The 25,303-nt window shown below is 66.8% G+C and carries 20 protein-coding genes; 10 read left to right on the top strand and 10 right to left on the bottom strand.

Translation table 11 applies throughout. The annotated features are described in order from the left end of the window. Window positions 1-459: 459 nt before the first annotated feature. Complete coding sequence (locus tag R5H29_RS01470) at window positions 460-1,710, top strand: ectonucleotide pyrophosphatase/phosphodiesterase (protein ID WP_332328622.1); 1,251 nt, start codon at window positions 460-462, stop codon at window positions 1,708-1,710. Between the two features lie 128 nt (window positions 1,711-1,838). Here R5H29_RS01470 and R5H29_RS01465 read toward each other — a convergent pair whose 3' ends face one another. Both R5H29_RS01465 and R5H29_RS01460 read right to left on the bottom strand, forming a co-directional pair. Beyond that, window positions 1,839-2,018, bottom strand: coding sequence for a 30S ribosomal protein THX (locus tag R5H29_RS01465; RefSeq protein WP_004150462.1), 180 nt, complete (start codon window positions 2,016-2,018; stop codon window positions 1,839-1,841). A 110-nt stretch (window positions 2,019-2,128) separates the two neighbouring features. Beyond that, window positions 2,129-2,542, bottom strand: a complete 414-nt coding sequence (locus R5H29_RS01460) for a MerC domain-containing protein (RefSeq protein WP_008264835.1) — start codon at window positions 2,540-2,542, stop codon at window positions 2,129-2,131. Between the two features lie 136 nt (window positions 2,543-2,678). On the opposite strand from R5H29_RS01460, the gene R5H29_RS01455 reads away from it, so the two are divergent. The 5 genes from R5H29_RS01455 (at window position 2,679) to R5H29_RS01435 (ending at window position 9,117) form a co-directional block, all read left to right on the top strand. Beyond that, window positions 2,679-4,886 (top strand): TonB-dependent receptor, encoded by a 2,208-nt coding sequence (locus R5H29_RS01455; protein ID WP_021202516.1) that lies wholly within the window; start codon window positions 2,679-2,681, stop codon window positions 4,884-4,886. A 169-nt stretch (window positions 4,887-5,055) separates the two neighbouring features. Then, a complete protein-coding gene (locus tag R5H29_RS01450) occupies window positions 5,056-5,493 on the top strand; it encodes a hypothetical protein (protein WP_164145354.1) in 438 nt (145 codons plus the stop codon). Between the two features lie 221 nt (window positions 5,494-5,714). Then, window positions 5,715-6,281 carry a TetR/AcrR family transcriptional regulator gene (locus tag R5H29_RS01445; protein ID WP_019659167.1) on the top strand — a complete coding sequence of 189 codons (567 nt, stop codon included), beginning with the start codon at window positions 5,715-5,717 and terminating at the stop codon, window positions 6,279-6,281. Then, complete coding sequence (locus tag R5H29_RS01440) at window positions 6,281-7,954, top strand: MFS transporter (protein ID WP_332328621.1); 1,674 nt, start codon at window positions 6,281-6,283, stop codon at window positions 7,952-7,954. The genes R5H29_RS01445 and R5H29_RS01440 overlap by 1 nt, the downstream gene beginning before the upstream one ends. A gap of 8 nt (window positions 7,955-7,962) precedes the next feature. After that, the gene (locus R5H29_RS01435) at window positions 7,963-9,117 is read left to right on the top strand and encodes an HlyD family secretion protein (protein ID WP_021202514.1); all 1,155 of its coding nucleotides are present in this window, start codon (window positions 7,963-7,965) and stop codon (window positions 9,115-9,117) included. A 95-nt stretch (window positions 9,118-9,212) separates the two neighbouring features. Here R5H29_RS01435 and R5H29_RS01430 read toward each other — a convergent pair whose 3' ends face one another. The 7 genes from R5H29_RS01430 to creB form a co-directional block, all read right to left on the bottom strand. Continuing rightward, window positions 9,213-9,704, bottom strand: a complete 492-nt coding sequence (locus R5H29_RS01430) for a Fur family transcriptional regulator (protein ID WP_021202513.1) — start codon at window positions 9,702-9,704, stop codon at window positions 9,213-9,215. A 34-nt stretch (window positions 9,705-9,738) separates the two neighbouring features. After that, window positions 9,739-11,142 (bottom strand): glutamate--tRNA ligase, encoded by a 1,404-nt coding sequence (gltX, locus tag R5H29_RS01425; RefSeq protein WP_180876000.1) that lies wholly within the window; start codon window positions 11,140-11,142, stop codon window positions 9,739-9,741. Window positions 11,143-11,296: 154 nt separating this feature from the next. Then, entirely contained in the window at window positions 11,297-12,889 is a 1,593-nt protein-coding gene (locus tag R5H29_RS01420) for a M20/M25/M40 family metallo-hydrolase (protein ID WP_171952284.1), read from the bottom strand. A 124-nt stretch (window positions 12,890-13,013) separates the two neighbouring features. Then, window positions 13,014-13,424, bottom strand: a complete 411-nt coding sequence (locus R5H29_RS01415; protein WP_019659172.1) for a hypothetical protein — start codon at window positions 13,422-13,424, stop codon at window positions 13,014-13,016. Window positions 13,425-13,434: 10 nt separating this feature from the next. Further along, a complete protein-coding gene (gene creD / locus R5H29_RS01410) occupies window positions 13,435-14,754 on the bottom strand; it encodes a cell envelope integrity protein CreD (RefSeq protein ID WP_332328620.1) in 1,320 nt (439 codons plus the stop codon). Window positions 14,755-14,835: 81 nt separating this feature from the next. Next, window positions 14,836-16,296: a two-component system sensor histidine kinase CreC gene (gene creC / locus R5H29_RS01405; RefSeq protein ID WP_227844000.1), complete on the bottom strand. Its 1,461-nt coding sequence runs from the start codon at window positions 16,294-16,296 to the stop codon at window positions 14,836-14,838. Window positions 16,297-16,299: 3 nt separating this feature from the next. Further along, window positions 16,300-17,025 carry a two-component system response regulator CreB gene (creB, locus tag R5H29_RS01400; RefSeq protein WP_332328619.1) on the bottom strand — a complete coding sequence of 242 codons (726 nt, stop codon included), beginning with the start codon at window positions 17,023-17,025 and terminating at the stop codon, window positions 16,300-16,302. Window positions 17,026-17,060: 35 nt separating this feature from the next. Here creB and R5H29_RS01395 point away from each other — a divergent pair, with 35 nt between their 5' ends. From R5H29_RS01395 to R5H29_RS01380, 4 genes are all read left to right on the top strand, one after another. Then, window positions 17,061-17,918 (top strand): 23S rRNA (adenine(2030)-N(6))-methyltransferase RlmJ, encoded by an 858-nt coding sequence (locus R5H29_RS01395; protein WP_021202507.1) that lies wholly within the window; start codon window positions 17,061-17,063, stop codon window positions 17,916-17,918. Window positions 17,919-18,013: 95 nt separating this feature from the next. Then, window positions 18,014-18,559, top strand: coding sequence for a GNAT family N-acetyltransferase (locus tag R5H29_RS01390; protein WP_019659177.1), 546 nt, complete (start codon window positions 18,014-18,016; stop codon window positions 18,557-18,559). A gap of 127 nt (window positions 18,560-18,686) precedes the next feature. Then, a complete protein-coding gene (gene mfd, locus R5H29_RS01385) occupies window positions 18,687-22,151 on the top strand; it encodes a transcription-repair coupling factor (protein ID WP_332328618.1) in 3,465 nt (1,154 codons plus the stop codon). Window positions 22,152-22,197: 46 nt separating this feature from the next. Then, on the top strand, window positions 22,198-22,815 hold the full coding sequence (locus R5H29_RS01380) for an HD-GYP domain-containing protein (protein WP_058983344.1): 618 nt from the start codon (window positions 22,198-22,200) through the stop codon (window positions 22,813-22,815). A 199-nt stretch (window positions 22,816-23,014) separates the two neighbouring features. Here R5H29_RS01380 and R5H29_RS01375 read toward each other — a convergent pair whose 3' ends face one another. After that, a complete protein-coding gene (locus R5H29_RS01375; RefSeq protein WP_332328617.1) occupies window positions 23,015-25,108 on the bottom strand; it encodes a M13-type metalloendopeptidase in 2,094 nt (697 codons plus the stop codon). Between the last annotated feature and the right edge of the window lie 195 nt (window positions 25,109-25,303).

Genomic DNA, 25,303 nt, shown 5'->3' with positions numbered 1-25,303 from the left:
CGGGAATCTGTCGACGGTGGGCGGTGTGGGTGGGCAGGACCGTTGGCGCCCGGGCTTGGGCCCACGAGCCCCCCAGGGTTGGGTTACGGCGGTTGCTGCCCCCCCCAAACCCCCCCCCCCACGCCGGGCAAAACGGGGGGGGTGTTGGGGGGGCCAGCACCCGCCCAAACCCCCCCCAGGGGGGCTCGTGGGCCCCACCCTGGCCCCCAACGGTCCTGCCCACCCACACCGCCCACCTTCGACAGATTCCCGCGGCGGTGGGTAGGTGTCGACCTTGGTCGACGCGGTAGATCCACGCCATGCGTGGATGGAAGCGTCTGTAAACTGTCTGGAGAAAAGCCCCCTTCTTGTTGAAGGGGGCGCGCCGACAGGCGCGGGGATAAGGAAAAATGCGCGGACACGGCGCGCAATAGTGCGCCGTGTCTTGGGCGCGTCATTACCTCGCACTATCATGCGCGGATGACTTCCGTACGCCTGACCTGCGCACTGGCGCTGCTGCTGCCATTGGCCGCCTGCACCACCGCGCCCGCCCCTTCCGCCTCCGTTCCCACACCCGTCGCTGCGGCTGCGCCGCCCAAGCTGCTGCTGATCTCCATCGATGGCCTGCGTGCCGACGCGCTGGACCGCGGCCTGACCCCCAACCTGCAGCGACTGATCGACGGCGGCGTGCGTGCACGCTGGATGACGCCGTCCTATCCGTCGCTGACCTTCCCCAACCACTACACCATCGTCACCGGCCTGCGTCCGGACCACCACGGCATCGTCAACAACAGCATGGACGATGCAACCCTGGGCCGTTTCGAACTGAGCAACCGCGACGCGGTCACCACCAGCGGCTGGTGGGGTGGCGAACCGATCTGGGTCAGTGCCGAGAACGCTGGCGTACGTTCGGCCACCACGGCGTGGCCGGGCAGTGAGTCTGAAATCCGCGGCGTGCGCCCCAGCAAGTGGCGCGTGTACGACGGCAAGCAACCGCTGGAACAGCGGGCCGGCATCGTGCTCGACTGGCTGGCGCAGACCGATGCTGATGCACCGCGCCTCACCACGCTGTACATGGAACACGTGGACAAGGCCGGCCACAACTACGGCCCCGAGTCGAAGCAGTATGCCGACGCCATCGTGCGCGCCGACCAGATCGTCGGCCAGGTGCTCGATGGGCTGCAGCAGCGCGGCCTGGCCGCGACCACCAACGTGATCGTGGTCTCTGACCATGGCATGGCCAGCGTGCCGGTCGGCCAGGTGATCTCCACCGAGTCGATGGCCGACCCGGCCATCGCGCGCAATGTCAGCCAGGGCCAGTCGGTGGGTTTTGCGCCGGTCGCCGGCCACGACGCGGAAGCCGAACGCGCCCTGCTCGGACGCCACGCGCACTACGAATGCTGGAAGAAGGAGAACCTGCCGGCACGCTGGCACTACGGCACGCATCCGCGGGTTCCGGCCATCGTCTGTGCCATGGATGAAGGCTGGGATGCCCTGCATCAGGAGAAAATCGCCAAACGCGACCATCAGGATCGCGGCTCGCATGGCTACGACAATGCCCTGCCCTCCATGCGTGCCGTGTTCGTGGCCAGCGGCCCGTCATTCCGACAGGGTTTGGTGATCGATGGCTTCGACAATGTCGACCTCTACCCGCTGCTGGCGCACCTGCTGCAGGTGCCGGCCGCGCCGAACGACGGAAATCCGGAAACGCTGAAGAAGACCCTGCGCTGATCCGATTGTAGAGCCGAGCCCACGCTCGGCTGCATTGCGCCGGGCATGGGCTCGGCTCTACAAGAACGTGCATAAAAAAACGCGGCGCCAGGCGCCGCGTTTTTCTTTGGACCGGTCGGTCGGCCGGATCAGGCCTTGGCGACGGCCTTCTTCGCCACAGCCTTCTTCGCCGGAGCCTTGGCCACGGTCTTCTTGGCAACCGGGGCGGCGGCGCCTACGGCGACCTTGCTCGCGGTGTGCGAACGGGCGTTGCCGTAGCTGGCGTTGTAGCGCTTGCCCTTGGCGGTCTTGCGGTCACCCTTACCCATGTCTTCAACTCCTCAAGTGTGAAATCTGGTTACCCCGTACTGACACGGGTTCGGCGGGGCCGCCTTGCTGGGCGCCCCCGCGCACGATCGAAAATCCTATCACGGAGCGCCTAGTGCGCGCAGCTGGCGTCGTGCACGTGGCCGTGGTTGAGGCGAAGATTGACCAGGTGGGCCACCCCCACCAGCAGGCCGCCGATGGTCATCACCACCGCATGCGGCACGGCGTTGTGGTGCAGCGGGTCATACAGCACACCGGCCCACAACGCGACCAGGCCGGGAATCAGGAAGCCCAGCGCGCGCAGCGCGCCGTGGCGGCGGTAGCCCCATACCAGGCTGAACAGCCCGAGCAGGGTCACAAACACCACCAGCGCCTGCTCCACGCCGTCGCTCAGCCAGAACGACAGGCCCAGCGAAGGCGCCGCCGCCAGCAGTACGGGGATCACCGCGCAGTGCACCGCGCACAGCATCGAACCGGTAGCGCCGAAACGGTCGAGCAGATGGCGCAGGCGTGAGGACAGGGACATGACTTCCAGCAGGGTCGGCGAATCGTTATGGAATAATATAACATCCCTTCCCGAACCGCACGGTTTCCCCTCCCCCTCTCCCATCGGCGGGATTCGTGCGCCCTGCGATTGATACATTGTAACAAAGGACCGATCCATGCCTGCCCACACCCCACGGCTCAAGCCGCATTCCCTGGCCCTGGCCCTCGCCGCCCTGCTTCCGACCGTTGCCTTTGCCGCCAGCGAAGACGATTCCCATCGTGACCGCCACCTGACTGAACTGTCGTCGGTGCAGGTCACCGCGTCGCCACTGCAGGGCGATGCCGAATCGCTGGCCCGCCCGGTGGAGGTTCTGGCCGGTGAGCGCCTGGACGAGCAGAAGGCCGGCACCCTCGGCGATACCGTGGCCAAGCTGCCCGGCGTGCAGAGCACCTTCTTCGGCCCCGGCGTCGGCCGCCCGATCATCCGTGGCCAGGAAGGCCCGCGCGTGGCCGTGCTGTCCAACGGCATGGGCAACATGGATGCATCCACCGTCAGTGCCGACCATGCCACCAGCATCGAGCCGTTCCTGGCCGACCAGATCGAAGTGCTGAAGGGCCCCGCCACGCTGTTGTTCGGCAGCGGTGCCATCGGTGGTGCGGTCAACGTGGTCGATGGCCGCATCGCACGGGAGCTGCCGGAGCGGCCGCTTAGCGGCCGCGCCGAACTGCGCGGCAATTCGGTGAACAATGAGCGCAGCGGCATGTTCCGCCTCGATGGCGTCAGCGGCAATGTCGTGCTTCATGTGGACGGCCTGGTGCGCAATGGCGACGACTACCGTATCCCTGGCTACGCGGTGATCGACAGCCTGGAAGACCACCATGACGACCACGACCATGACCACGCGGGCGAGGAAGGCGAAGAGCCGCGTCGCGGCCGCCTCGACAACAGCTCGATCCGCACCCGTGCCGGTGGCGTCGGTGCGACCTGGCTGGGCGAAGGCGGCTACTTCGGCGTGTCGGCCAGCACCTACCGCACCAACTACGGCATTCCCAACGGCGCACACGTGCACGCCGATGGCGACGATCACGGCCATGACCACGGCCACGACCATGGCGACGAAGAGGAAGGCGGCGACGAGCATGACGTGCGCATCGACATGGTGCAGAACCGCTTCGAGACCAAGGCCGGCATCTATGACCCGGTCTCGTTCCTGAAGAACATCAACGCACGCGTGGCCTATACCGACTACGAGCACGTGGAGCTGGAGGCCGGCACGCCGTCGACCCGCTTCACCAACCGTGGCATCGAAGCGCGCCTGGAAGCGGTGCAGCAGCAGATCGGTGGCTGGGACGGTGCCTTCGGCCTGCAGTTCGGCAACAGTGATTTCGGTGCCAAGGGCGAAGAGGCGTTCGTTCCGGATACAGGCACGAAGAACATCGGCCTGTTCGTGCTGCAGGAAAAGCAGTTCGGACCGTTCAAGCTGGAACTGGGCGGCCGCCACGACCAGGTCAAGCTGGACCCGACCGGTGATTACCGGCGCCGCACGTTCGGCGCCACCAACCTGTCTGCCGCCGGCATCTGGAAGCTCAACGACGCCGTTGACCTGCGTATCGGCGTGGACAGCTCCGAGCGTGCACCCACCAACGAGGAGCTGTATGCCGCCGGCGCCCACATCGCCACCCGTTCGCTGGAGATCGGCGACGCCAACCTGAAGACCGAGCGCGGCCAGCGCGTGGAACTGGGTATCCACACTCACAGTGAGCGCCTGGACTTCTCCGCCTCGGTCTACCAGACCAGGTTCAAGGACTTCATCTACCTGGCCGACACCGGCGTTACCGAGGGCCTGCCAGTTCGTGCGTGGACCCAGCAGGACGCGGTATTCCGCGGTGCCGAGGCCGAGGCCCTGGTGCACCTGTTCGAGGGCGGCGCCGGTGACTGGGACCTGCGCCTGTTCGGTGACTACGTGAAAGCCAAGCTGGATGGCAGCGGCAGCCGCAACCTCGACATCGCCGTGCCGCACGGCGACCACAACCACAATTACAACGTGGAACTGGCCAACACCGGCTACCTGCCGCGTATTGCCCCGGCCCGCGTCGGCGCCGACCTGCGCTGGTCGAAGGACGGCTGGCGCGCCTCGGTCGGTGCGGTGCGCTACAGCCGCCAGAAGGACGTGGCGCAGAACGAGGAGCCGAGCGATGGCTACACCCTGGTCGACGCCCACCTGGCCTACCGCTGGGACCGCAACGCCAGCAACAGCTACGAGGTGTTCCTGGATGGCAGCAACCTGACCAACCGCGAAGTCCGTCCGCACACCTCGCTGCTGCGCGACTACTCGCCGCTGCCGGGCCGTGGCGTCGCATTCGGCATCCGCGCGTTCTTCTGATCGGCCTGCGCCGTCGGAACATCACCTGAGGGGGCCGAAAGGCCCCCTTTTTTTGTCGTATATGGCATGAACTGGTGAAAGCGGCGCACTACCAATGCGTCACCATCTACTACGCGGCTAGACTCAGCCCGGTATCAATCCAATAGAAAAACTGAGCGGAAACACTTGCATGACCATGAGTCTCGATGCCGAACTGAAAGAGCGCATCCTTGCAATCGCCAAATGCGGGAGAACCGCTTGGCTGGCCGGTGACATCGCGGAGGCAGAGCATCGCTTCCTTGAAAGCTGGGACATGATTCCAGAGCCCAAGTCATCCTATGACCACGCCCAGAGTTCATCGTATGGAATAGCAGTTTTCTATCGCGATACCGCCCAGTTTGAGAAGGCCAGAGCGTGGGCGATGGTCGCCAGAGACATTTATGGACAAGGAGAAGCCTCAAGCGAGTACATGGACGAGCTCCTTGCAACGATTGAGTTCGAATCGGGAAACCTTGATGCAGCCTACGCGCTGTTCGAACCGCAGCACCGCAAGTACGGCACACGTGCCTTTGAGGGCCATGAGAAGGGGTTCATTGATTTCATCAAGAGCAGGAAGAAGGCCAGATGAGCGGATCAGCCACCGGCTAGCCGCATCCGTTCCGGCGCCAAGCCTTTTCATCCACGCATGGCGTGGATCTACAGCAACTCCAGCGGGGGGCCTTCGGGCCCCGCTTTCGTTCAGATTCTCACCATCACGTATCCGTCACAAAGATGTGCGTACGACAACAAGCGGACAATCCCGTCACTCAATGTCTCGCCAACCGGACACTAATGTCCGAAAATATACCCATGACCGCCCAACGTGCCGATGCCGCTGCCCGCCGCGCCCTCATCCTCGACGCCGCCGATCATGTGTTCGGCCAACACGGTGTCACCGCCCCGCTGGACCTGGTGGTTGAACGCGCCCAGGTGGGCCGCGCCACCCTGTACCGCAACTTCCCCGACCGCACCGCACTGATCCAGGCGCTGCTGCAGCGCACGGTCGACCGCATCCGGCGCCAGGTCGAACAGCTCGGTGACCGCGACGACGCCCTGTTCGAGGTGTTCGAGGGCATGGCCCAGCGCATCATCGATTCGCCTGCGCTAGCCGATTACTGGCGTGCGGTCGATTCGGACGTGCCGTCCATGCGCGCTGCGCGCGAGACCGTGCGCGACCTGTTGGAGGAACCGATCGCGCGCGCCAAGGCCGCCGGGCTGTGCCGTGCCGACCTGGAAAAGACGGATATTTCACTGATCTCGGGCATGCTGGGTGCGGCCCTGCGCGGCAAGACCCGCGACGAGCGCGCCCAGTTGGCCGGGCGCGCCCTGCAGCTGCTGCGTGGGGGTCTCCAGGGAGCTGCCAGCGAGGCCCGTTGATGGTCCAGCCGTATCTGAAGCCGGTTCCGGATTGGGAGGAACATGAGAAGCCGACCATGCCCGGCTCGGCGTCGATGCCCTGGCACCCGCCGTACCGGCGTGCGGCCTATGCGCTGGTATCGTTGCTGGTAGCGATCACCGGCGGCCTCGGCAATGCGCTGGTCACCGCCAACCTGCCGTTCCTGCAGGGCCAGCTGGCGCTGACCCCGACCCAGGGCAGCTGGCTGGTAGCGGCCTATGCCATGGTCAACGTCACCGCCAACCTGCTGGCCTTCAAGTTCCGCCAGCAGTACGGCATCCGCCTGTTCGCCGAAATCGGGCTGGGGCTGTATGCGGCGCTGGCGGTGCTGCACCTGTTCGTCGGCAGCTTCGAGACCACGATGCTGACCCGTGCCGCCAGCGGCTTCGCCGGCGCGGCCTGTTCAACGCTGGGCACGCTGTACATGCTGCAGGCGCTGCCGCGGCGCTTCACCGGCAATCTGCTGGTGGTCGGTGTCGGCCTTTCCCAGCTGGCGGTGCCGATCGCCTGGATCGTCTCCCCGGGCCTGGTCGATACCGGCCAGTGGCACCAACTGTACTCGTTCGAGGCCGGCCTGGCCCTGTGCGCCTTCGCCGCAGTGGTAGTGCTGAAGCTGCCGCCGGGCATCCAGGTGAAGGCGTTCGAGCCACTGGACTTCCTCACGTTCGCGCTGCTCGCCCCGGCCGTCGCCCTGCTGGTGATCGTGCTGGCGCAGGGCTACACGCGCTGGTGGCTCAATACAGCGTGGCTGGGCTGGGCGCTGATCGCTTCGATCGTGCTGTCCACCACCGCCTTGATCATCGAGCACTACCGGCGTAACCCACTGCTGCAGATCCGCTGGCTGTCGACGCTGCCGGTGCTGCATTTCATCGTCGGCGCCTTCCTGATCCGCTTCCTGACCACCGAGCAGTCCTACGGCGTGGTCAACCTGATGCGCACGCTGGGCATGGGACCGGACCAGATGCGGCCGCTGTTCGTGGTGATCCTGGCCGGGGTGATCACCGGAATCGCCGGTGCCTCGCTTACCTTCGGCCCGAAGCGGCTGATCGCCCAGCTGCTGATGGCGATCCTGCTGCTGGGCGCCGCCGCGTTCTTCGACCAGCACCGCACCAGCATGGATCGGCCGCACGACTTCTACGCCAGCCAGTTCCTGGCCTCGGTCGGTGCGGGCATGTTCATGGGGCCCCTGATCATGCTTGGCATCTCTGCTGCGCTGAAACAGGGCGTGGACCACATGATCACCTTCCTGGTGACGCTGTCGATCACGCAGACGCTGGGCGGCCTGGCCGGCTCGGCGGTGCTGGGCACCTTCCAGCTGCATCGCGAGCAACTGTATTCCAGCGCGCTGACCAGCCAGCTCGATCCGGCCGATCCGGTGGTAGCGCAACGCCTGCGTCTCCAGCAGCAGCTGTACAGCGCCCAGATCGCCGACCCGGTCATGCGCAGCGCACAGGGCAGCGCGCAGCTGGCACAGACCACGCGCCGAGAAGCCAACGTGCGTGGCTTCAACGATGTGTTCACCCTGAGCGGTTGGCTGGCGATCGGTTTCCTGTGCTGGTTGCTGCTGCTGTCGCTGCGTACCGCCGTACTGAAGCAATGGCGCAAGCGCCACCCGCCCGTGTCCACCGCGGCCACGCCGGCCGCATCCCGTTGAGTCCCCCCATGCCTCCCGTGCCGCCCCGACCCGACGACGCCGACAACGTCACCCCGCCGCCGCCCACCGACGCGGCGCCCGCGTCCACGCCGGTAGAACCCGCGGTCGCGCCGAAGTACCTCAAGCCCAGCGCGCGCAGCGTGGCGGTGATGGTGATTGTCGCCCTGCTGGGCATTGCGCTGATCCTGCGTGCCTGGCACCTGTGGCCGTTCACCAGCAGCGTGATGGTGACCGACAACGCCTATGTGCGCGGCCAGATCACGGTGATGGCGCCGCAGGTGAACGGCTATGTGACCGAGGTGCTGGTGAAGGACTTCCAGCACGTGAAGGAAGGCGAGCCGCTGCTGCGCATCGATGACCGCATCTATGCGCAGCGTGTCGCCCAGGCGCAGGCAACGCTGGACAGCGCGCGTGCGGCGCTGGCCAACTCCGACCAGTCGCAGGCGCAAAACCGTGCGCAGATCGCCTCGGCGCGCGCCACGCTCTCGGCCGGCCAGGCCGAACTGCAGCGCTCGCGCAACGAGCTGAAGCGCTACGAGGAACTGGCCGCACAGCAACTCGTGTCGATCAATGACCGCGACAAGTTCCGCACCAGCCAGGCATCGGCGCAGGCCAGCGTGCAGCAGTCGCAGGCGCAGATCCGCATCGCCGAGGAAACGCTGGTGTCGACCCAGGTCGCGCGCAAAAGCCTGGAGGCCCAGGTGGAAAGCGCGCAGGCGCAGCTGGAGCTGGCCCGCATCGATCTGGCCAATACGGTGATCCACGCACCGCGCGACGGCCAGATCAGTGAAGCCAGCGTACGCGTGGGCCAGTACGTCGCGGCCGGCTCGCAGCTGCTGTTCCTGGTACCTGACACGCTGTGGGTGGTGGCCAACTACAAGGAAGGCCAGACCTGGGGGATGGCGATCGGCCAGCCGGCCACGTTCTCGGTGGACGCGTTCCAGGGGCAGGTGCTGAAGGGCCGTGTCGAAGAGATCGCGCCCGCCACCGGGTCGGAGTTCAGCGTGTTGCGCCCGGACAATGCCAGCGGCAACTTCACCAAGGTGGTGCAGCGGCTGCCGGTGCGGATCTCGATCGATCCGGGTCAGGCACTGGCGGCGCGGCTGCGGCCCGGCATGTCGGTGATCGTGCGGGTGGATACGGCAGGCAAACCGAAGGACTAGCCCTTGTCATGAAACGGGGTCAGATCCCTTTTGCCAATGGCAAAGGGATCTGACCCCACTCAGGATGCCGGCCAGCGGCCGGCACTACCATTGCATTACCCCGCGCAGCGCGCGCAGAGACCGTGCACTTCAAGGGTCTGTGCCTGCGGCTGGAAACCCAGTTCCTTGGCGCGCTTTTCCAGCTGGCTGACGATTTCCCGGTCTTCCAGTTCCACCGCGCTGTGGCAGCTGTTGCAGATCAGGAACGGCACCGAATGCGCGGCGCTGCTGGGGTGGTGGCAGGCCACGAAGGCATTCACCGATTCCAGCTTGTGCACGAAACCATTGGCCATCAGGAAGTCGAGGGCGCGGTACACGGTGGGCGGGGCATCAGCACCCACACCCTTGCCGTTGCGCACCCATTCCAGCAACTCATAGGCCTTGACCGGCTTGCCGGCCTCGGCGATCAGCTTCAGTACATTGGCGCGGATCGGGGTAAGGCGCAGCCCGCGTTCGCGCGAGACACGCTCGACCACCGCCACGAAATCCGATGCGTCGTGGACGTGGTGGTGCGGGGCGGTACAAGCAGTGGCGGTCTTGGCGGACATGCGCGTTCTCCGGTTCGGGCCTGGCAAGGATGCCTCAGGCCGTTGCTACCTTGGTGATGGCCACATCGATGCGTTTCAAGGCCTGCTCGCGGCCAGCCAGGTACACGGTATGGGAAATGTCAGGACTGACCTGGGTACCGGTGATGGCCACGCGCAACGGCTGGGCCACCTTGCCCATGCCGATCTCCAGCGCTGCGGCCGCGTCATGCAGGGCCAGGCCCACCGATTCGGCGGTCCATTCCGGCAACGCCGCCAGCAGCTCGCGGGCCTTGCCCAGCGCCACCTCGGCACCGGCCTTGAAGTGCTTGGCCACCGCCGCGTCATCGTACTCGGTCAGCGGCTGGTACCAGACCACGGCTTTCTCGGCCATCTCCTTCAGGGTCTGCACGCGTTCACGCAGGGCGATCACCACGTCCTCCGGTGCCGGTCCGGCAGCCACGTCCAGCCCCAGCTTCTGCAGCTGGTAGACCAGGTGCGGCACGATCGCGGCCACATCCTCGGTCTTCAGGAAGTGCTGGTTGACCCAGCCCAGCTTGGCCATGTCCAGTCGCGAGGCCTTGGAGTTGCAGTCCTTCACGTCGAACAGCTCGATCAGCTCCTGGCGGCTGAACAGCTCCTGGTCACCGTGCGACCAGCCGAGACGGGCCAGGTAGCTCAGCAGCGCATCGGGCAGGTAGCCGGCGTCCTTGTACTGCATCACGTCGGCCGCGCCGGTGCGCTTGGACAACTTGGCGCCCTGCTCGTCCAGGATCATCGGCATGTGGCCGAACTTCGGCACCGGCGCACCAATGCCTTCGTACAGGTTGATCTGGCGCGGGGTGTTGTTGATGTGGTCGTCGCCGCGGATGACCTCGGTGATGCCCATGTCCCAGTCGTCCACCACCACCGCGAAGTTGTAGGTGGGGTAGCCGTCCGGGCGGAAGATCACCATGTCATCCAGCTCGCTGTTGGCGATCTCGATGCGGCCCTTGATCAGGTCGTCGAACACCACCGTGCCTTCCAGCGGATTCTTGAAGCGGACGACGCGGTTCGGGTCGTCCCTGTAGGGCAGGCCCAGATCGCGCGCAGCGCCGTTGTAGCGCGGCTTTTCCTGCCTGGCCATGGCGGCCTCGCGCATGGCATCCAGCTCCTCGCGGGTCTCGTAGGCGTAGTACGCCTTGCCCTCGGCGATCAGCTGCTCGGCCACTTCCTGGTAACGGGCAACGCGGTCGGTCTGGTAGATCGGGCCTTCGTCATAGTCCAGGCCCAGCCACTCCATCGCCTCCAGGATGGCGTCGATCGCACCCTGGGTGCTGCGTTCACGGTCGGTGTCCTCGATGCGCAGCACGAACTCGCCGCCACGGTGGCGGGCCTCCAGCCAGCAGTACAGCGCGGTGCGGGCACCACCGATGTGGAGGTAGCCGGTGGGACTGGGGGCGAAGCGGGTGCGGCAGGTCATGGACGGCTCGAGGAACGGGAATCCCCCGATTTTACCAGCCCGCCGCCCCCGACGGAAAAAGGGGACGGAGGGGATTAAGTCGTGATTGCCCAGCCCGTGGGCACTGCAACCGGGAAACGGAGGGGAGATGCGACTTAATCCCCTCCGTCCCCTTTTACGGTTCCACCTTGCGCGGGAACGGCTGCTCGCGCATCGCGGCGTTGTAGGCGAACGAGGCGACGATGGCAGCGGCCTGCTTCAGGTCTTCCGGTTCGGCGTGGTCCCAGGTGTCCAGGTGGCTGTGGTGGACATTGGTGAAGTAGTCCAGCCGGTCCTGGATGAACTGGAAGCCCGGCAGGCCGATGCGGTCGAAGCTGATGTGGTCGGTGCTGCCAGTGTTGCGGGTGGCCACGGTGGTGGCGCCCACGTCATGGAACGGCGCCAGCCAGGCTTCGAAGATGGGCATGGCCGCCAGGTTTTCCTGAGCGTAGATGCCACGGAAGCGGCCCGAGCCGTTGTCCATGTTGAAGTAGACCTGGAACTTGCCGTAGTCGCGGGTCTTCTGCAGTGCGCCGGTCGGCTCGCGCAGCGACGCCGGCAGCGCCTTCTGCGCCGGGTCGGTCGGCTCCGGGAACTTGCCGAAGTGCTTGGCCACATAGGCCTGCGAGCCGATCAGGCCCTGCTCCTCGCCGCTCCACAGCGCCACGCGGATGGTGCGCTTGGGCTTGGCGCCGGTGGCCTTGAGGATGCGCATCGCCTCCATCATCACCGCCACGCCGGCGGCGTTGTCGGCCGCACCGGTGCCGCTGTGCCAGGAATCCAGGTGCGCGCCGATCATCACCACTTCATCGGGCTTGCTGCTGCCACGGATCTCGGCCAGCGTGTTGTAGCCGGGCTGGTCGGCCTCGTCGGTGAAGCGTGCGGCCACATCCACGCGCAGGCGCACGGTCTGCTTGGCCTCCAGCGCGCGTACCAGCGGATTGAAGTGCTCGCTGATCATCGCCAGCTCGGGAATGCCCACCGACTCACCGGCCTTGCGCGAACCACCACCGGCAACGCGGATGATGCCGTTGTCCCAGCTGCTGATGCCGATCGAGGCCAGAGCGCCCTCTTCCACGAAGAAGGCATTGACCTTGGCCGCCAGCTGCTGGCGTTCCTGGTATTCCTTGACCCGCTTGGCGCGCTCGGCGGTGGCGTCCTTGTCCTTGGGCAGGGTGAACTCCTGCAGGCCCTCCAGCGAGGTGGCGTCGTGGCGGTGCGAATCGGGCTCGGTGCCCCGCTTGTATTCGCGTGCCTCGCCCAGCAGGAGGATCTTGCCACGCAGCTTGCCGCGGTACTTCTCTATGTCTTCGGGCTTCTTGATGTCGACCTGCACCAGCTCGCCTTCGACCGGGCCCTTCGTACCGGGGGTCCAGGCCTTGGGCAGCGCATGCAGCGGCTGCACGCGGTCACCCAGCATTTCCACGCTCGCCGAGGTGAATTCCCAGCCACGGCCGAAATCATCGAAGGCCTCGTCGTGGACGTTGTCCAGCTTCCATTCGTTGAACTTGCCGCGGGTCCACGCATTGGCGCGGCCCATCGCCGGCGAGTTGGTCAACCGCGGTCCAATGCGTTCGGTGAGGTAACTGAAGGTGTCCATCACCTGCGACCGGTGGAAGGCCTCCTGGCGGATGCGGCTGACCATGTCCAGGTCCACCGTCTCGCGCTGCTGCGCCCCTGCATTGCCACCCATCACCAGCGCTGCGGCCAGCACGCCCCACTTCAACACATCGCACCCCTGCCCTTCGGCTCGATCTTCAACCCATCGAGTCTAGCCAGCAGGGGCGCGCCGATACCGTCCCATCGGTCATGGACAGCAGTAGATCCACGCCATGCGTGGATGAACAACCCGATCACCCCCTCCACCCCAACCACAACTGCGCCCGCTCCGGCAGCAACAACAACCAGTGCCGCCGGTCGACGCTGCAGCAGCCGTACACCGCCGCATGCGCGGGCCAGTCATCGGGCAGGCCGTCGATGCCGATTTCGGCCAGCGCTTCCGCCCCGGCCTTCCATGGCCGGTAGCGCGGCACCCGTCCGGCCACTGCGCCACGTCCCTGCCGCGCACCCTGCAACCAGCCCAGGCCCTTGCCCCGCAGTCCTTGGCAGGTCGCCGCCGCCAGCTGGAAGCGGACCAGGCCGGGGGCGATCCGTGCCCCCGGCAGGGCCGCCAGCACGCCATGTGCCTGCAGCAGTGCATCCACTTCCAACAGGGCCGGAATACCCTGCCGTGCCCGTTGCCGCAATCCTTGGCGCCAACTCATGGCCTGCTCCTTACTTCAGGTCCGCGCCGAGCGCGTACCAGTCCACCCGACGGGTCACCCACATCGCCAGCGCCAGGATCACGAACAGCAGCAGCGAACCCATCAGCAGCGCATTGTTCTCCGACACCAGCAGGCCATACAGCGCGCCGTACAGCACGGTCAGCAGCGCCGCGAAGCCGAAGCCGCGCTTCCAGTGGCCCAGCACATTGGCCAGGTACACCGCCTGCAGGCCGATGCAGGCCACCGCCGAAACCAGGTAGGCCTTCCAGAACGCGATGTGCTCGGACAGGCTGATCAGCAGCAGGAAGAAGATCGCCAGCGCCAGGCCGACCATCAGGTACTGCAGCGGGTGGATGCGCAGCGACTTGATCAGCTCGAACAGGATGAAGCCGAGGAAGGTCAGCAGCACGAACAGCACGCCGTACTTCGAGGCACGGTCGGCCTGGGTGTAGCTATCGACCGGATCGACCAGCGACACCGTCACCGCCTGCGAGTCCACCGAACCGTCATTGCGCAGCTGCCGCTGTGCGTCGGAGGCCAGCGAGGACACCGCCCAGCGCGCATCGAATCCCTGCGCATCAACGCGGCGCTCGTTGGGCAGGAAAGCTCCGCTGAACGACGGATGCGGCCAGCTCGAACGCAGCGCGATGTGGGTGTCATCGCCCACCGGCACCACCGACAGCATGCGACTGCCATCCAGGCGCAGCTCCAGTTCAACGGTGCTGGCGGCCAGCGTGCCGCCCTGATCCGCATCGAAACCGGCCACCGGTGCATGCAGGCCCCGCCCGATCTCGCTGGCCGCACCAACACCCGGCAGCAAACGCAGCTGCTTGCCATCCACGCGCAGGTTCGGCGTGCCGACCAGGCCACGGACATCGGAAACCCCCACCGCCACATACGGCTGGCCGTAACTGCGGCCCGCCTTCACCGGGTAATCGTCTGCGGCGAAGGTCGCCTTCATCTGGCCGTTCCAGCTGTACACCGGCACCTTGAACAGCCCCACCTCACGCTGGCTCGGCAGCATCTCACCGCCCACCTCCAGCGACGCCGGCATCTGCAGCCAGTGCCCCTCGGTGACCTGCACCTCGGTCTTCTTGACGCCCAGCGGGTCAACCAGTTCAACCTGCTTGCGTTCCACCCACGGCACCACCCGCACCGGGCCCACCAGCTGCTGCGTGCCGGCACGGCTGTCGGCCACCCGCGCAAAGGCCTCGTCGCGGTACTGGCTGCGTTCGGTGATCACCCCGCGGATCATCATCAGCGGCACCAGCAACAACAGGATCAGCCCGCCGACAATGGCGAACCGCAGCAGCATCTTCAGGGATTTCATGGTCCATCCTCGTTGGAGAGGGCTGCAGGATGGACCGCTGCGGTGAGCAGGGTTTGTGGCGAATTTGAAGCGAGTGTGAAGTCAGCGGCGCGGGCGCTGGCCCGCAGCACCCAACGGCAGCCACAGGCTGGCCACCGTGCCACCGCCATCGCGGGCGTCGAGGCTGGCGCGTCCGTCATGCAGGCGAGCCACTTCCTGCACGAACGGCAGGCCCAGGCCGGAACTGCGCCGGCCGCTGCCGGGGCGGGCCAGCGAATAGAAGCGTTCGAACACCCGTTCGCGCGCGTAGTCGGGAATGCCGGCACCGCGATCCGCTACCTGCAGGCGTACGCCCTGCCCGTCCACCTCGGCCTGCAGCGCGATGTCCGCGCCGGGCGGTGAGAAGGCAATGGCGTTGTCGATCAGGTTGTGCAACGCCTGCCGCAGCAGATAGGCATCACCCTGCACGCGCATGTCGGGTACGCTGCCGATGCGCACCTGCACGCCGGCCGCCTGCGCACGCACCTGCGCGGCCGCCGCCGCATCGGCCAGCAGGGTTGGCAGCGCGATCGGATCGCGGGTCTGCAGCCAGCCGTGCTGTTCCACTTCGGCCAGCGCCAGCAGCTTGTCGATCGTCTCGGTCAGCCGCTCCTGCTGATCGACGATGCTGCGTGCAAAATGCACGCGGTCGGCCTCCGGCAGTGGCTCCTGCAGCAGCTCGGCGGCACCGCGGATCGCCGCCAGCGGACTCTTCATTTCATGCGTCAGCGACTGCACGTACTGCTCGACGTAGGCCTTGCCCTCCAGCTTGCGGCGCATCGTTTCCAGTGCCTGGCCCAGGTCGCCGATCTCGTCGCGGCGCCGCCGCGGGGGTGGCACCGGTTCGCCGGCGCTGACCGCACGCGCGTAGCGGCTGAGCTGGCCAAGGCCCGTGGTGAGCCACATCGTCACCAGCACGCCGACCAGCGCCGACAATCCGATCAGCCAGGCGCCGCGCTCGATGATGGCGCGTTGGCTTGCAGCGATGAACGGATCGATGCTGCGGTTGGGCTGGGCCAGGCTGAGCACGCCGATCAGCGTGCGCCCATCGTCCGGGTCGTATACCGGCGCCGCCACATGCATCACCGTATTGCCTTCCTCGCCCGGCGTTTCCGGGCTGGAGCGGGCACCGTACTCGCCACGCAGGGTGCGATAGACATCATTCCAGCGCGAGTTGTCGCGCCCCAGGTCGCGGCCCAGCGAGTCGTAGATGACGATGCCCTTGGCATCGGTGATGGTCACCCGGTAGTCCAGTGAGCGCTTGGGAAAGCGCCAGACCATCGCTTTCAGGTCACGCTGCCGCGCCTTGGCGAGGTTGCGGGTGAAGCTGCCGCTGCCGATGGTGCCGGCCTTGACGTCGGCGGCGGCCATCTCGGCCAGCACGTTGGCCGCATCGACCAGGGTCGATTCCATCGCCTGGCGCACGCCGGGCTTCACTTCGTTGACGAACACGCGCATCACGAAGAACGCGGCGATGCCGGTTATCAGGAAGAAGCCGAGGAACAGCTTCAATACCAGGCGCATCGGCTAGACCTCCAGCGCGTAGCCAAGACCACGGTGGGTGCGGATGGGGTCTTCGCTGGCACCGGCCGCGCGCAGCTTGGCGCGCAGCGTCTTTACATGCGTATCAACGGTGCGGTCGGCGCTGTCGGCACTGCTGTCCCAGCCACGGTCCATCAGCTGGGCACGGCTGAGGATGGCGCCCGGGCGCTGCAGCAGCGCTTCCAGCAGCGCGTACTCGTAGCGGGTCAGGTCCAGTGCCTGGCCGCGGAAGCGGATACGCCGACCTTCGCGGTCGATGGCAAAGGCGCCATGTTCCTGCCAGCCCGCATCGGCGCTGGGTCCTGCGTTGACCGGTGCCGCGCGGCGCAGGCGCGCACGCACCCGCGCCACCAGTTCTCGCGGCGAGAACGGCTTGGTCATGTAATCGTCGGCGCCCAGTTCCAGGCCCAGCACCCGGTCCACTTCATCGTTGCGGGCGGTCAGGAAGATCACCGGCAGCTTGGCCGCCGGCCCGGGCTGCGCGCGCAGCCGCCGGCACACTTCGAAACCGCCCAGGTCGGGCAGGCCCACGTCCAGCACCACCACGTCGATATCGCCGGCCTGCAGCCGTTGCAGGGCCTCGCCGCCGAGCAGGCAGTGGCTGGCGGCATAGCCTTCGCTGCGCAGCGCATAGAGCACGGTTTCGGCGATGGCGGCTTCGTCCTCGACCACCAGGACATGGGCAACGGGAGCTGTCATGGCGCGCAGCATAGCCGCTGCGGCCGCCGCCCCGTACACTGCCGCCCATGAACTACCGCCACGCCTTCCATGCCGGCAACCACGCCGATGTGCTCAAGCACATCGTGCAGCTGGCCCTGATCGACAGCTTCAAGCGCAAGGACAGCCCGTTCTTCGTGCTCGATACCCACGGCGGTGCCGGCCGCTACCTGCTGGCCAGCGAAGAGAGCCGCAAGACGCTGGAGGCCGAGTCCGGAATCATGCGGCTGATGGCCCAGCCCAAGCTGCCCGAGGTGGTCGAGCGCTACCTGAAGGCGGTGCAGGCCGACAATCCGGTGGGCGCGCTGACCAACTACCCGGGCTCGCCGCTGTTGAGCGCACAGGCCATGCGCGCGCAGGACCGCATGGCGGTCTGTGAGCTTCAGGAGGCCGAAACGGCCACGCTGAAGGCCCTGTTCGCCCATGACAGCCGCGTCGACGTGCGCGCCGGCGATGGCTATGCCCTGCTGCGCTCGCTGCTGCCGCCGAAGTTCAACGGCAGCAAGATCGGCCGTGGCCTGGTCCTGATCGACCCGCCGTACGAGGCCCAGGACGCGGAATACCAGAACGTCCTGGCCGCCCTGGCCGAGACTCTGGCACGCTGGCCGCAGGCCACCTGTGCGGTCTGGTTCCCGATCAAGCAGCGGCGCACCATCCTGCACTTCCTGCGCAAGGCCACTGCCCTGCCGGTCAAGTCGGCGATGACGATCGAGTTCCTGGTGCGCCCTGACGACTCGCCGCTGCGGCTCAACGGCAGCGGCATGCTGCTGCTCAACCCGCCCTGGCAGTTCGACCGGGTGGTCGGCCCGGCCCTGCCGGCGCTGCGCCAGCACCTGGGCGAACCCGGTGCCAGCACCCGCCTGGATTGGCTCAAAGCCCCCGAATAACGGCCTTCACGAGGCTGTACCGCCGTGAGCCTTCCGTTCACGGAATGCAGCCCCGGTGATGCCACAATCGATGGACCACCAAGGAATCACCCGGTATGGCCACTCGCAACCGCATGCCGCCCTGGCATGAGATCTTCAAGGCTCCCAGCGGCCACGAGCTGCTGATCCGCCCCATCCGCCCGGAAGATGGCGCACCGCTGCAAGCGGCATTCAGCCTGTTCGGGCCGGAAGAAATCCGTGATCGTTTCCTGCAGGCGGTGACCGAACTGTCGCCGGAGACTACCCAGCGCCTGACCCACCCGAACCCCAAGACCGAGATCACCCTGGTCGCAGCCGAGTCCCTGCCCGCTGGCGAAGCGGTGGTCGGCGCGGTTGCCCGGGCCTCGATCATCCCCGGCACCCGTGAAGCCGAGTACGCGATCCTGATCAGCCGCTTCCTTATCGGCCAGGGCCTGGGCCGGCAGCTGATGCGCAAGCTGGTGAAGTGGGGCCGCGGCAAGTACCTGGACCGCCTGTACGGCGACGTTGCCGCCGAGAACGAGCCGATGAAGCAGCTGGCCGCCTCGCTGGGCTTCAAGCCGGTGCCGCATCCGAACGGTGCCGAAGGCCTGGTGCGGATGGTGCTGGAGTTGGACAACTGAAGGTAGCGCCGGGCCATGCCCGGCGACGTTGATTCAACCGCCGCGCTCGCCGGGCTTGGCCCGGCGCTACACCCGCTCACGTCACGATCATGGGCCCGGCAGGGGCTTCTGCTAAAATCCGGAGTCCATGTCGCGTACCTCATACCCCGCCCCGCCGCTGCCGCGTGCCGGCCAGCTCCGCGCCTGGTGGCGCGCCCCCGCCTCGCCGACCGCCCTGGCCTGGTACCTGGCCCAGGCCGCGCGCGCGCACGACGCCCCGCTGCTGGTGATCGCCCGTGACAACCACGGTGCCAACCAGCTTGAAGCCGACCTGCAGACCCTGCTTGGCGGCGACCCGGCCCTGCCGGTGGTCGCCTTCCCTGACTGGGAAACCCTGCCCTATGACCGCTTCAGCCCGCATCCGGACATCATCTCGCAGCGCTTGGCTGCCCTGCACCGCCTGCCCACGCTGAAGCGTGGCCTGGTGATCGTGCCGGTGCAGACCCTGCTGCAGCAGCTGGCCCCGCGCAGCTATGTGATCGGTGGCAGCTTCGACCTGAAGGTCGGCCAGCGCCTGGACCTGGAGGCCGAGAAGCGCCGCCTGGAAAGCGCCGGCTACCGCAACGTGCCGCAGGTGATGGACCCGGGCGACTTCGCCGTGCGCGGCGGCCTGCTGGACGTGTTCCCGATGGGCGCCGACGAGCCGCTGCGGGTAGAACTACTGGACGAGGACATCGACTCGATCCGTGCCTTCGATCCGGAAAGCCAGCGTTCGCTGGACAAGGTCGAGGCGGTGCACATGCTGCCCGGCCGCGAAGTGCCGATGGACGAGGCCAGCATCGCACGCGTGCTGGCCACGCTGCGCGAGCGTTTCGATGTGGATACCCGGCGCAGTTCGCTGTACCAGGATCTGAAGTCCGGGCTGGCCCCGGCCGGCGTCGAGTACTACCTGCCGCTGTTTTTCGAACGCACCGCGACCCTGTTCGACTACCTGCCCGACGGCAGCCTGCCGGTGGTCTGCGCCGGTGCTGGCGAAGCCGCCGAGGCGTTCTGGGCGCAGACCGGCGAGCGTTATGAGCAGCGCCGCCACGATGTGGAACGGCCGCTGCTGCCGCCGTCGGCGCTGTACCTGTCGCCGGAGCTGCTGCGCGAGCGCCTGAACGATGCCCCGCGCATCGAGGTATGGGCCGCCGACCATGCACGCATCGCCGACGCGCACGCGCTGGGCGACCAGCCGCTGCCACCGCTGCCGGTGGCCGCGCGCGAAGCCCCCGCCGGCGATGCGCTGAAATCCTTCCTCGGCCATTATCCGGGCCGGGTACTGATCGCCGCCGATTCACCCGGCCGCCGCGAGGCGCTGCTGGAAGTGCTGCAGGCCGCCGAGCTGAAGCCGCCGGTGGTGGCCGACCTGCCCAGCTTCCTCGCCGACGACGCGCGCTTCGCGATCGCGGTGGCACCGCTGGAGGATGGCTTCGCGCTGGACGATCCGCGCATCGCGGTGCTGACCGAGCGCCAGCTGTTCCCCGAGCGCGCCGGCAGCACCCGGCGCACGCGCCGCGCCGGCCGCGAGCCGGAAGCGATCATCCGCGACCTCGGTGAACTGACCGAGGGCGCGCCGATCGTGCACGAGGATCATGGCGTCGGCCGCTATCGTGGCCTGATCGCGATGGACGTCGGCGGCATGCCCGGCGAGTTCCTCGAAATCGAATATGCCAAGGGCGACCGCCTGTATGTGCCGGTCGCCCAGCTGCACCTGATCAGCCGCTATTCCGGTGCGTCGGCGGAAACCGCGCCGCTGCATTCGCTCGGTGGCGAGCAGTGGAGCAAGGCCAAGCGCAAGGCCGCCGAGAAAGTACGCGACGTTGCTGCCGAGCTGCTGGAGATCCAGGCCCGCCGCCAGGCGCGTGCCGGCCTGGCACTGCAGGTCGACCGCGCGATGTACGAGCCGTTCGCGGCCGGTTTCCCGTTCGAGGAGACCCCGGACCAGCTGGCCGCGATCGATGCGACCCTGCGCGACCTGGCCAGCAGCCAGCCGATGGACCGCGTGGTCTGCGGCGACGTCGGCTTCGGCAAGACCGAGGTGGCGGTGCGCGCCGCGTTCGCCGCCGCCAGTGCCGGCAAGCAGGTGGCCGTGCTGGTGCCGACCACGCTGCTGGCCGAACAGCACTACCGCAACTTCCGCGACCGCTTCGCCGATTACCCGCTGAAGGTCGAGGTGCTGTCGCGCTTCAAGACCAGCAAGGAAATCAAGGCCGAACTGGAAAAGGTCGCTGCCGGCACCATCGACGTCATCGTCGGCACCCATCGCCTGCTGCAGCCGGACGTGAAGTTCAAGGACCTGGGCATGGTCATCGTCGACGAGGAGCAGCGATTCGGCGTGCGCCAGAAGGAGGCGCTGAAGGCGCTGCGCGCCAACGTGCACCTGCTGACGCTGACCGCCACGCCGATCCCGCGCACGCTCAACATGGCCATGGCCGGCCTGCGCGACCTGTCGATCATCGCCACGCCGCCGCCGAACCGGCTGGCGGTGCAGACCTTCATCACCCAGTGGGACAACGCGCTGCTGCGCGAAGCCTTCCAGCGCGAGCTGGCACGTGGCGGCCAGCTGTACTTCCTGCACAACGACGTGGAGAGCATCGGCCGCATGCAGCGCGAGCTGTCCGAGCTGGTGCCGGAAGCGCGCATCGGCATCGCCCACGGGCAGATGCCCGAGCGCGAACTGGAAAAGGTGATGCTGGATTTCCAGAAGCAGCGTTTCAACGTGCTGCTGTCGACCACGATCATCGAATCGGGCATCGACATCCCCAACGCCAACACCATCATCATCAACCGTGCCGACCGTTTCGGCCTGGCCCAGCTGCACCAGCTGCGTGGCCGCGTCGGTCGTTCGCACCACCGTGCCTACGCCTATCTGATCACCCCCGACCGTCGCGCGATCACCCCCGACGCCGAGAAGCGCCTGGAAGCGATCGCCTCGATGGACGAGCTGGGCGCCGGCTTCACCCTGGCCACACACGATCTGGAAATCCGCGGCGCCGGTGAACTGCTTGGCGAGGACCAGAGCGGGCAGATGGCCGAGGTCGGCTTCAGCCTCTATACCGAGCTGCTGGAACGCGCGGTACGCAGCATCAAGCAGGGCAAGTTGCCCGACCTGGATGCCGGTGAAGAAGTGCGCGGCGCCGAGGTCGAGCTGCATGTGCCGGCGCTGATCCCGGAAGACTACCTGCCGGACGTGCACACGCGCCTGACCCTGTACAAGCGTATTTCCAGCGCGCGCGACACCGATGCGCTGCGCGAGCTGCAGGTGGAGATGATCGACCGCTTCGGCCTGCTGCCGGATGCGGCCAAGCACCTGTTCGCCATCGCCGAGCTGAAGCTCAAGGCCAACACGCTGGGCATCCGCAAGCTGGACCTGGGCGAGAACGGTGGCCGCATCGTGTTCGAGTCCAAGCCGAACATCGACCCGATGGCGGTGATCCAGCTGATCCAGAAACAACCGAACCTCTACGCCATGGAAGGGCCCGACAAGCTGCGCATCAAGCACCCGCTGCCGTTGCCGGAAGACCGCTTCAATGCGGCCCGCGCCCTTCTGACCACCCTCGCCCCGGGTTGATCGCCCCCCCGAACACCCCGCACCGGTCCCCACCCGGTGCGGGCGGATGACCATGCTCCCTGACGCCGTACCCGCCCCCGACCTGCTGCACGCGCAGTCCTGCCTGATCGATGCGCTCTCGATGTCGCTGCAGATGCGCGACGCCTACACCCGCCACCACTGCGACCGCGTCGGCCTGCTCGCGCAGTGCCTGGCCGCGCACTGCGACCTGGGTCAGGAGGCCTGTGCACAGGTCGGCCTGGCCGCGCGCTTCCATGACATCGGCAAAATCGGCATTCCCGACGAGGTGCTGCTGGCCCCGCGCCGCCATACCGACGAGGAACGCGCGATCATGCGTGAGCATCCGGTGCGCGGCGAACACATCTTCCTGGCGACCGGTCGCAGTGACGCCGCGCCGGTCGCGCAGCTGATCCGTGCCCATCACGAGGCGTTCGATGGGAGCGGCTATCCCGACGGGCTACGCGGTGAAACCATTCCCCTGGGCGCGCGCATCGTCACCATCGTCGATGCCTACGATGCAATGACCAGCGTACGCCCGTATCGCGACGCAATGGAGCACGAAACCGCCTTGCGGATCATCGAAGCGCAGTCCGGCGGGCTGGTGGACCCCTACGTGCTGCAGCGCTTCCATCGCATGCTGGCGCGGGAACCTGCGCTGGCCTGAGATCTTCCCGACGGTGAAACGACCCGCCGGTAGAGTCGACTGTTAGTCGACTGCTCGTCGTTCAGCTCGAGAAAATCCCGCGCTGCGCGCGATAGTCGACTAACAGTCGACTCTACCAGCCGGCGCTGCGCTGCCGGCCTGGAAAACAAAAGGCCCGGCATTCGCCGGGCCTTTCGCATCATGCATCACGGATGATCGATTACCAGATCACCACGCGCTTGTCGTCGGCACGCACCATCGCATCACCGGCCTTGCACTGGAATGCAGCGGCATAGGACGGCATGTTCGACGGCGCACCGTTGGCACGGAAGTTGGCCGGGGCGTGCGGATCGGTGTTCAGGCGGACGCGCAGCTCACCATCGGTGAAGTTGCGGCGCCACACCGTGGCCCAGTTCATGAAGAAGCGCTGGTCCTGGCTGTGGCCATCGACCTCGACATTCGCCTTCGGGTCTTCCTTCAGCGCCATCTGCAGCGCGTCATAGGCCACGGTCAGGCCGCCCAGGTCGCCGATGTTCTCGCCCAGGGTCAGCTTGCCCTTCACGAACACGCCCGGCACCGACTCGTAGCCGTCGAACTGCGCGACCAGCTGGTCGGTACGCTCGGTGAAGGCCTTGCGGTCGGCGTCGGTCCACCAGTTGTCGAAGTTGCCGTTGGCGGCGAACTGGCTGCCCGAGTCGTCGTAGCCGTGCATCATTTCGTGGCCGATGACCGCACCGATGCCGCCGTAGTTCAGCGCCGGATCGGCCTTGGCGTCGAAGAACGGCGCCTGCAGGATCGCTGCCGGGAACACGATCTCGTTCTTGGTGGCGTTGTAGTACGCGTTGACGGTCTGCGGGGTCATGCCCCATTCGGTCTTGTCCACCGGCTTGCCGATCTTGTCCAGCATGTAGCGGTAGTTGAACGCACGCGCCGCCTGCATGTTGCCCAGGTAGCTGTCGCCGTTGGTCTGCAGGCCCGACCAGTCACGCCACTTGTCCGGGTAGCCGATCTTCGGGGTGAAGCTGGCCCACTTTTCCAGTGCCTTCTTCTTCGTTTCCTCGCCCATCCACGGCAGCTGCTCCAGCCGCGCCTTCAATGCCTGCGACAGGTTCTCCACCAGGTGCTGCATGGCCACCTTCGACTCGGCCGGGAACACGGCGTCGACGTACAGCTGGCCCAGGGCTTCGCCCATGCCACCGTTGACCGACTCCAGCACGCGCTTCCAGCGCGGCTGCATTTCCTTCTGGCCACGCAGGGTGGTGCCGTAGAACTCGAAGTTGGCCTTCTCGAACTGGCTGCTCAGGTACGGCGCGGCATCGTCGATGGTGTGGAAGCGCAGGTAGGCCTGCCAGGTGCTGGCCGGCACGTCGGCCAGCATCTTGTCCATTTCACCGAAGAAGCCCGGCTGGGCCAGTGAGAACTTCTGCGCGGCCGGCACCTTCAGCGTGTCGAACAGCGCGGTCCAGCTGAAGTTCGGGGTCAGCCTGTCGGCCTCAGGAGCGCTGAGCGGGTTGTAGCGCTTGGCCGGATCACGCATTTCGATGCGCGACATCGAGGCCTTGGCCAAGCGGGTTTCGAAGGCCATCACGGCCTTGGCCTGCTCGGCGGCCTGCGCCGCGTCCACGCCGGACAGGGTCAGCACCTGTGCGATATAGGCCACGTAGGCGTCGCGGATCTTGGCCTGCGCATCGTCGAAGTAGTAGCCCTTCTCCGGCAGGCCCAGGCCACCCTGGCCGACGTAGGCGATGACGTTGGCCGAATCCTTGTAGTCGGCATTGGCGAACAGCGAGAACAGCACGCCCTTGCCTTCGGCCTGGCTGTCGCGCAGGTACCGGGTGATGGCGGCGGTGTCGTTAAGCGCGGTGATCTTGTCCAGCTGCGGCTGCAGCGGCGCCAGGCCGGCAGCTTCGATCTTCGCTTCGTCGTTGCCGGTCTTCCAGATGTCACCGATCTTGGCTTCCACCGAGCCGGCCTTGGCCTGGCTGGCGGCGGCCTGCTGCACCAGCGCGTGCTGCACTTCCAGCGAGCGCTCGCGCAGGATCTCGAAGCTGCCCCAGGTGGTCTGGTCGCCCGGCACCGGGTTGGCCTTCAGCCACTTGCTGTTGACGAAGCCATTGAGGTCGGTACAGGCGGAGATGGACGGATCCAGGTCGGCGCTGTTGAGCGAAATCAGCGGCGTCTTGATCTGCGACAGGTCGAAGGCTGGCTTGGCGTCGGCGCTGGCCGCCGGTGCGGCGTCATTCTTGCCACAGGCCGCCAGCGAAGCAGCGATGGCGATGGTCAGGCCCAGCGGGACCAGGTTGCGGACGTTCATGAGGCTCTCCTGCGGGTAATTTCACAGGGTAGCCGGGGGCGTGAGGTTGGGGACCGGCCAAAGGTCACAGAGCGGCCTTCTGTAGAGTCGAGCCATGCGCGACTGCTCTCCGTTCCGGGTTCATGCTTCGTGCGGCAAAAGCCCAAAGCAGCCGAGCGTGGGCTCGGCTCTACAAAAGCGAAGGCCGGCTTGCGC

Origin of the sequence: Stenotrophomonas sp. A3_2 (assembly GCF_036624925.1) — a bacterium.
Lineage (GTDB): Bacteria > Pseudomonadota > Gammaproteobacteria > Xanthomonadales > Xanthomonadaceae > Stenotrophomonas > Stenotrophomonas hibiscicola.
Note: the sequence above shows the minus strand (reverse complement) of the source record. Positions and strands in the feature narration are given on the sequence as shown.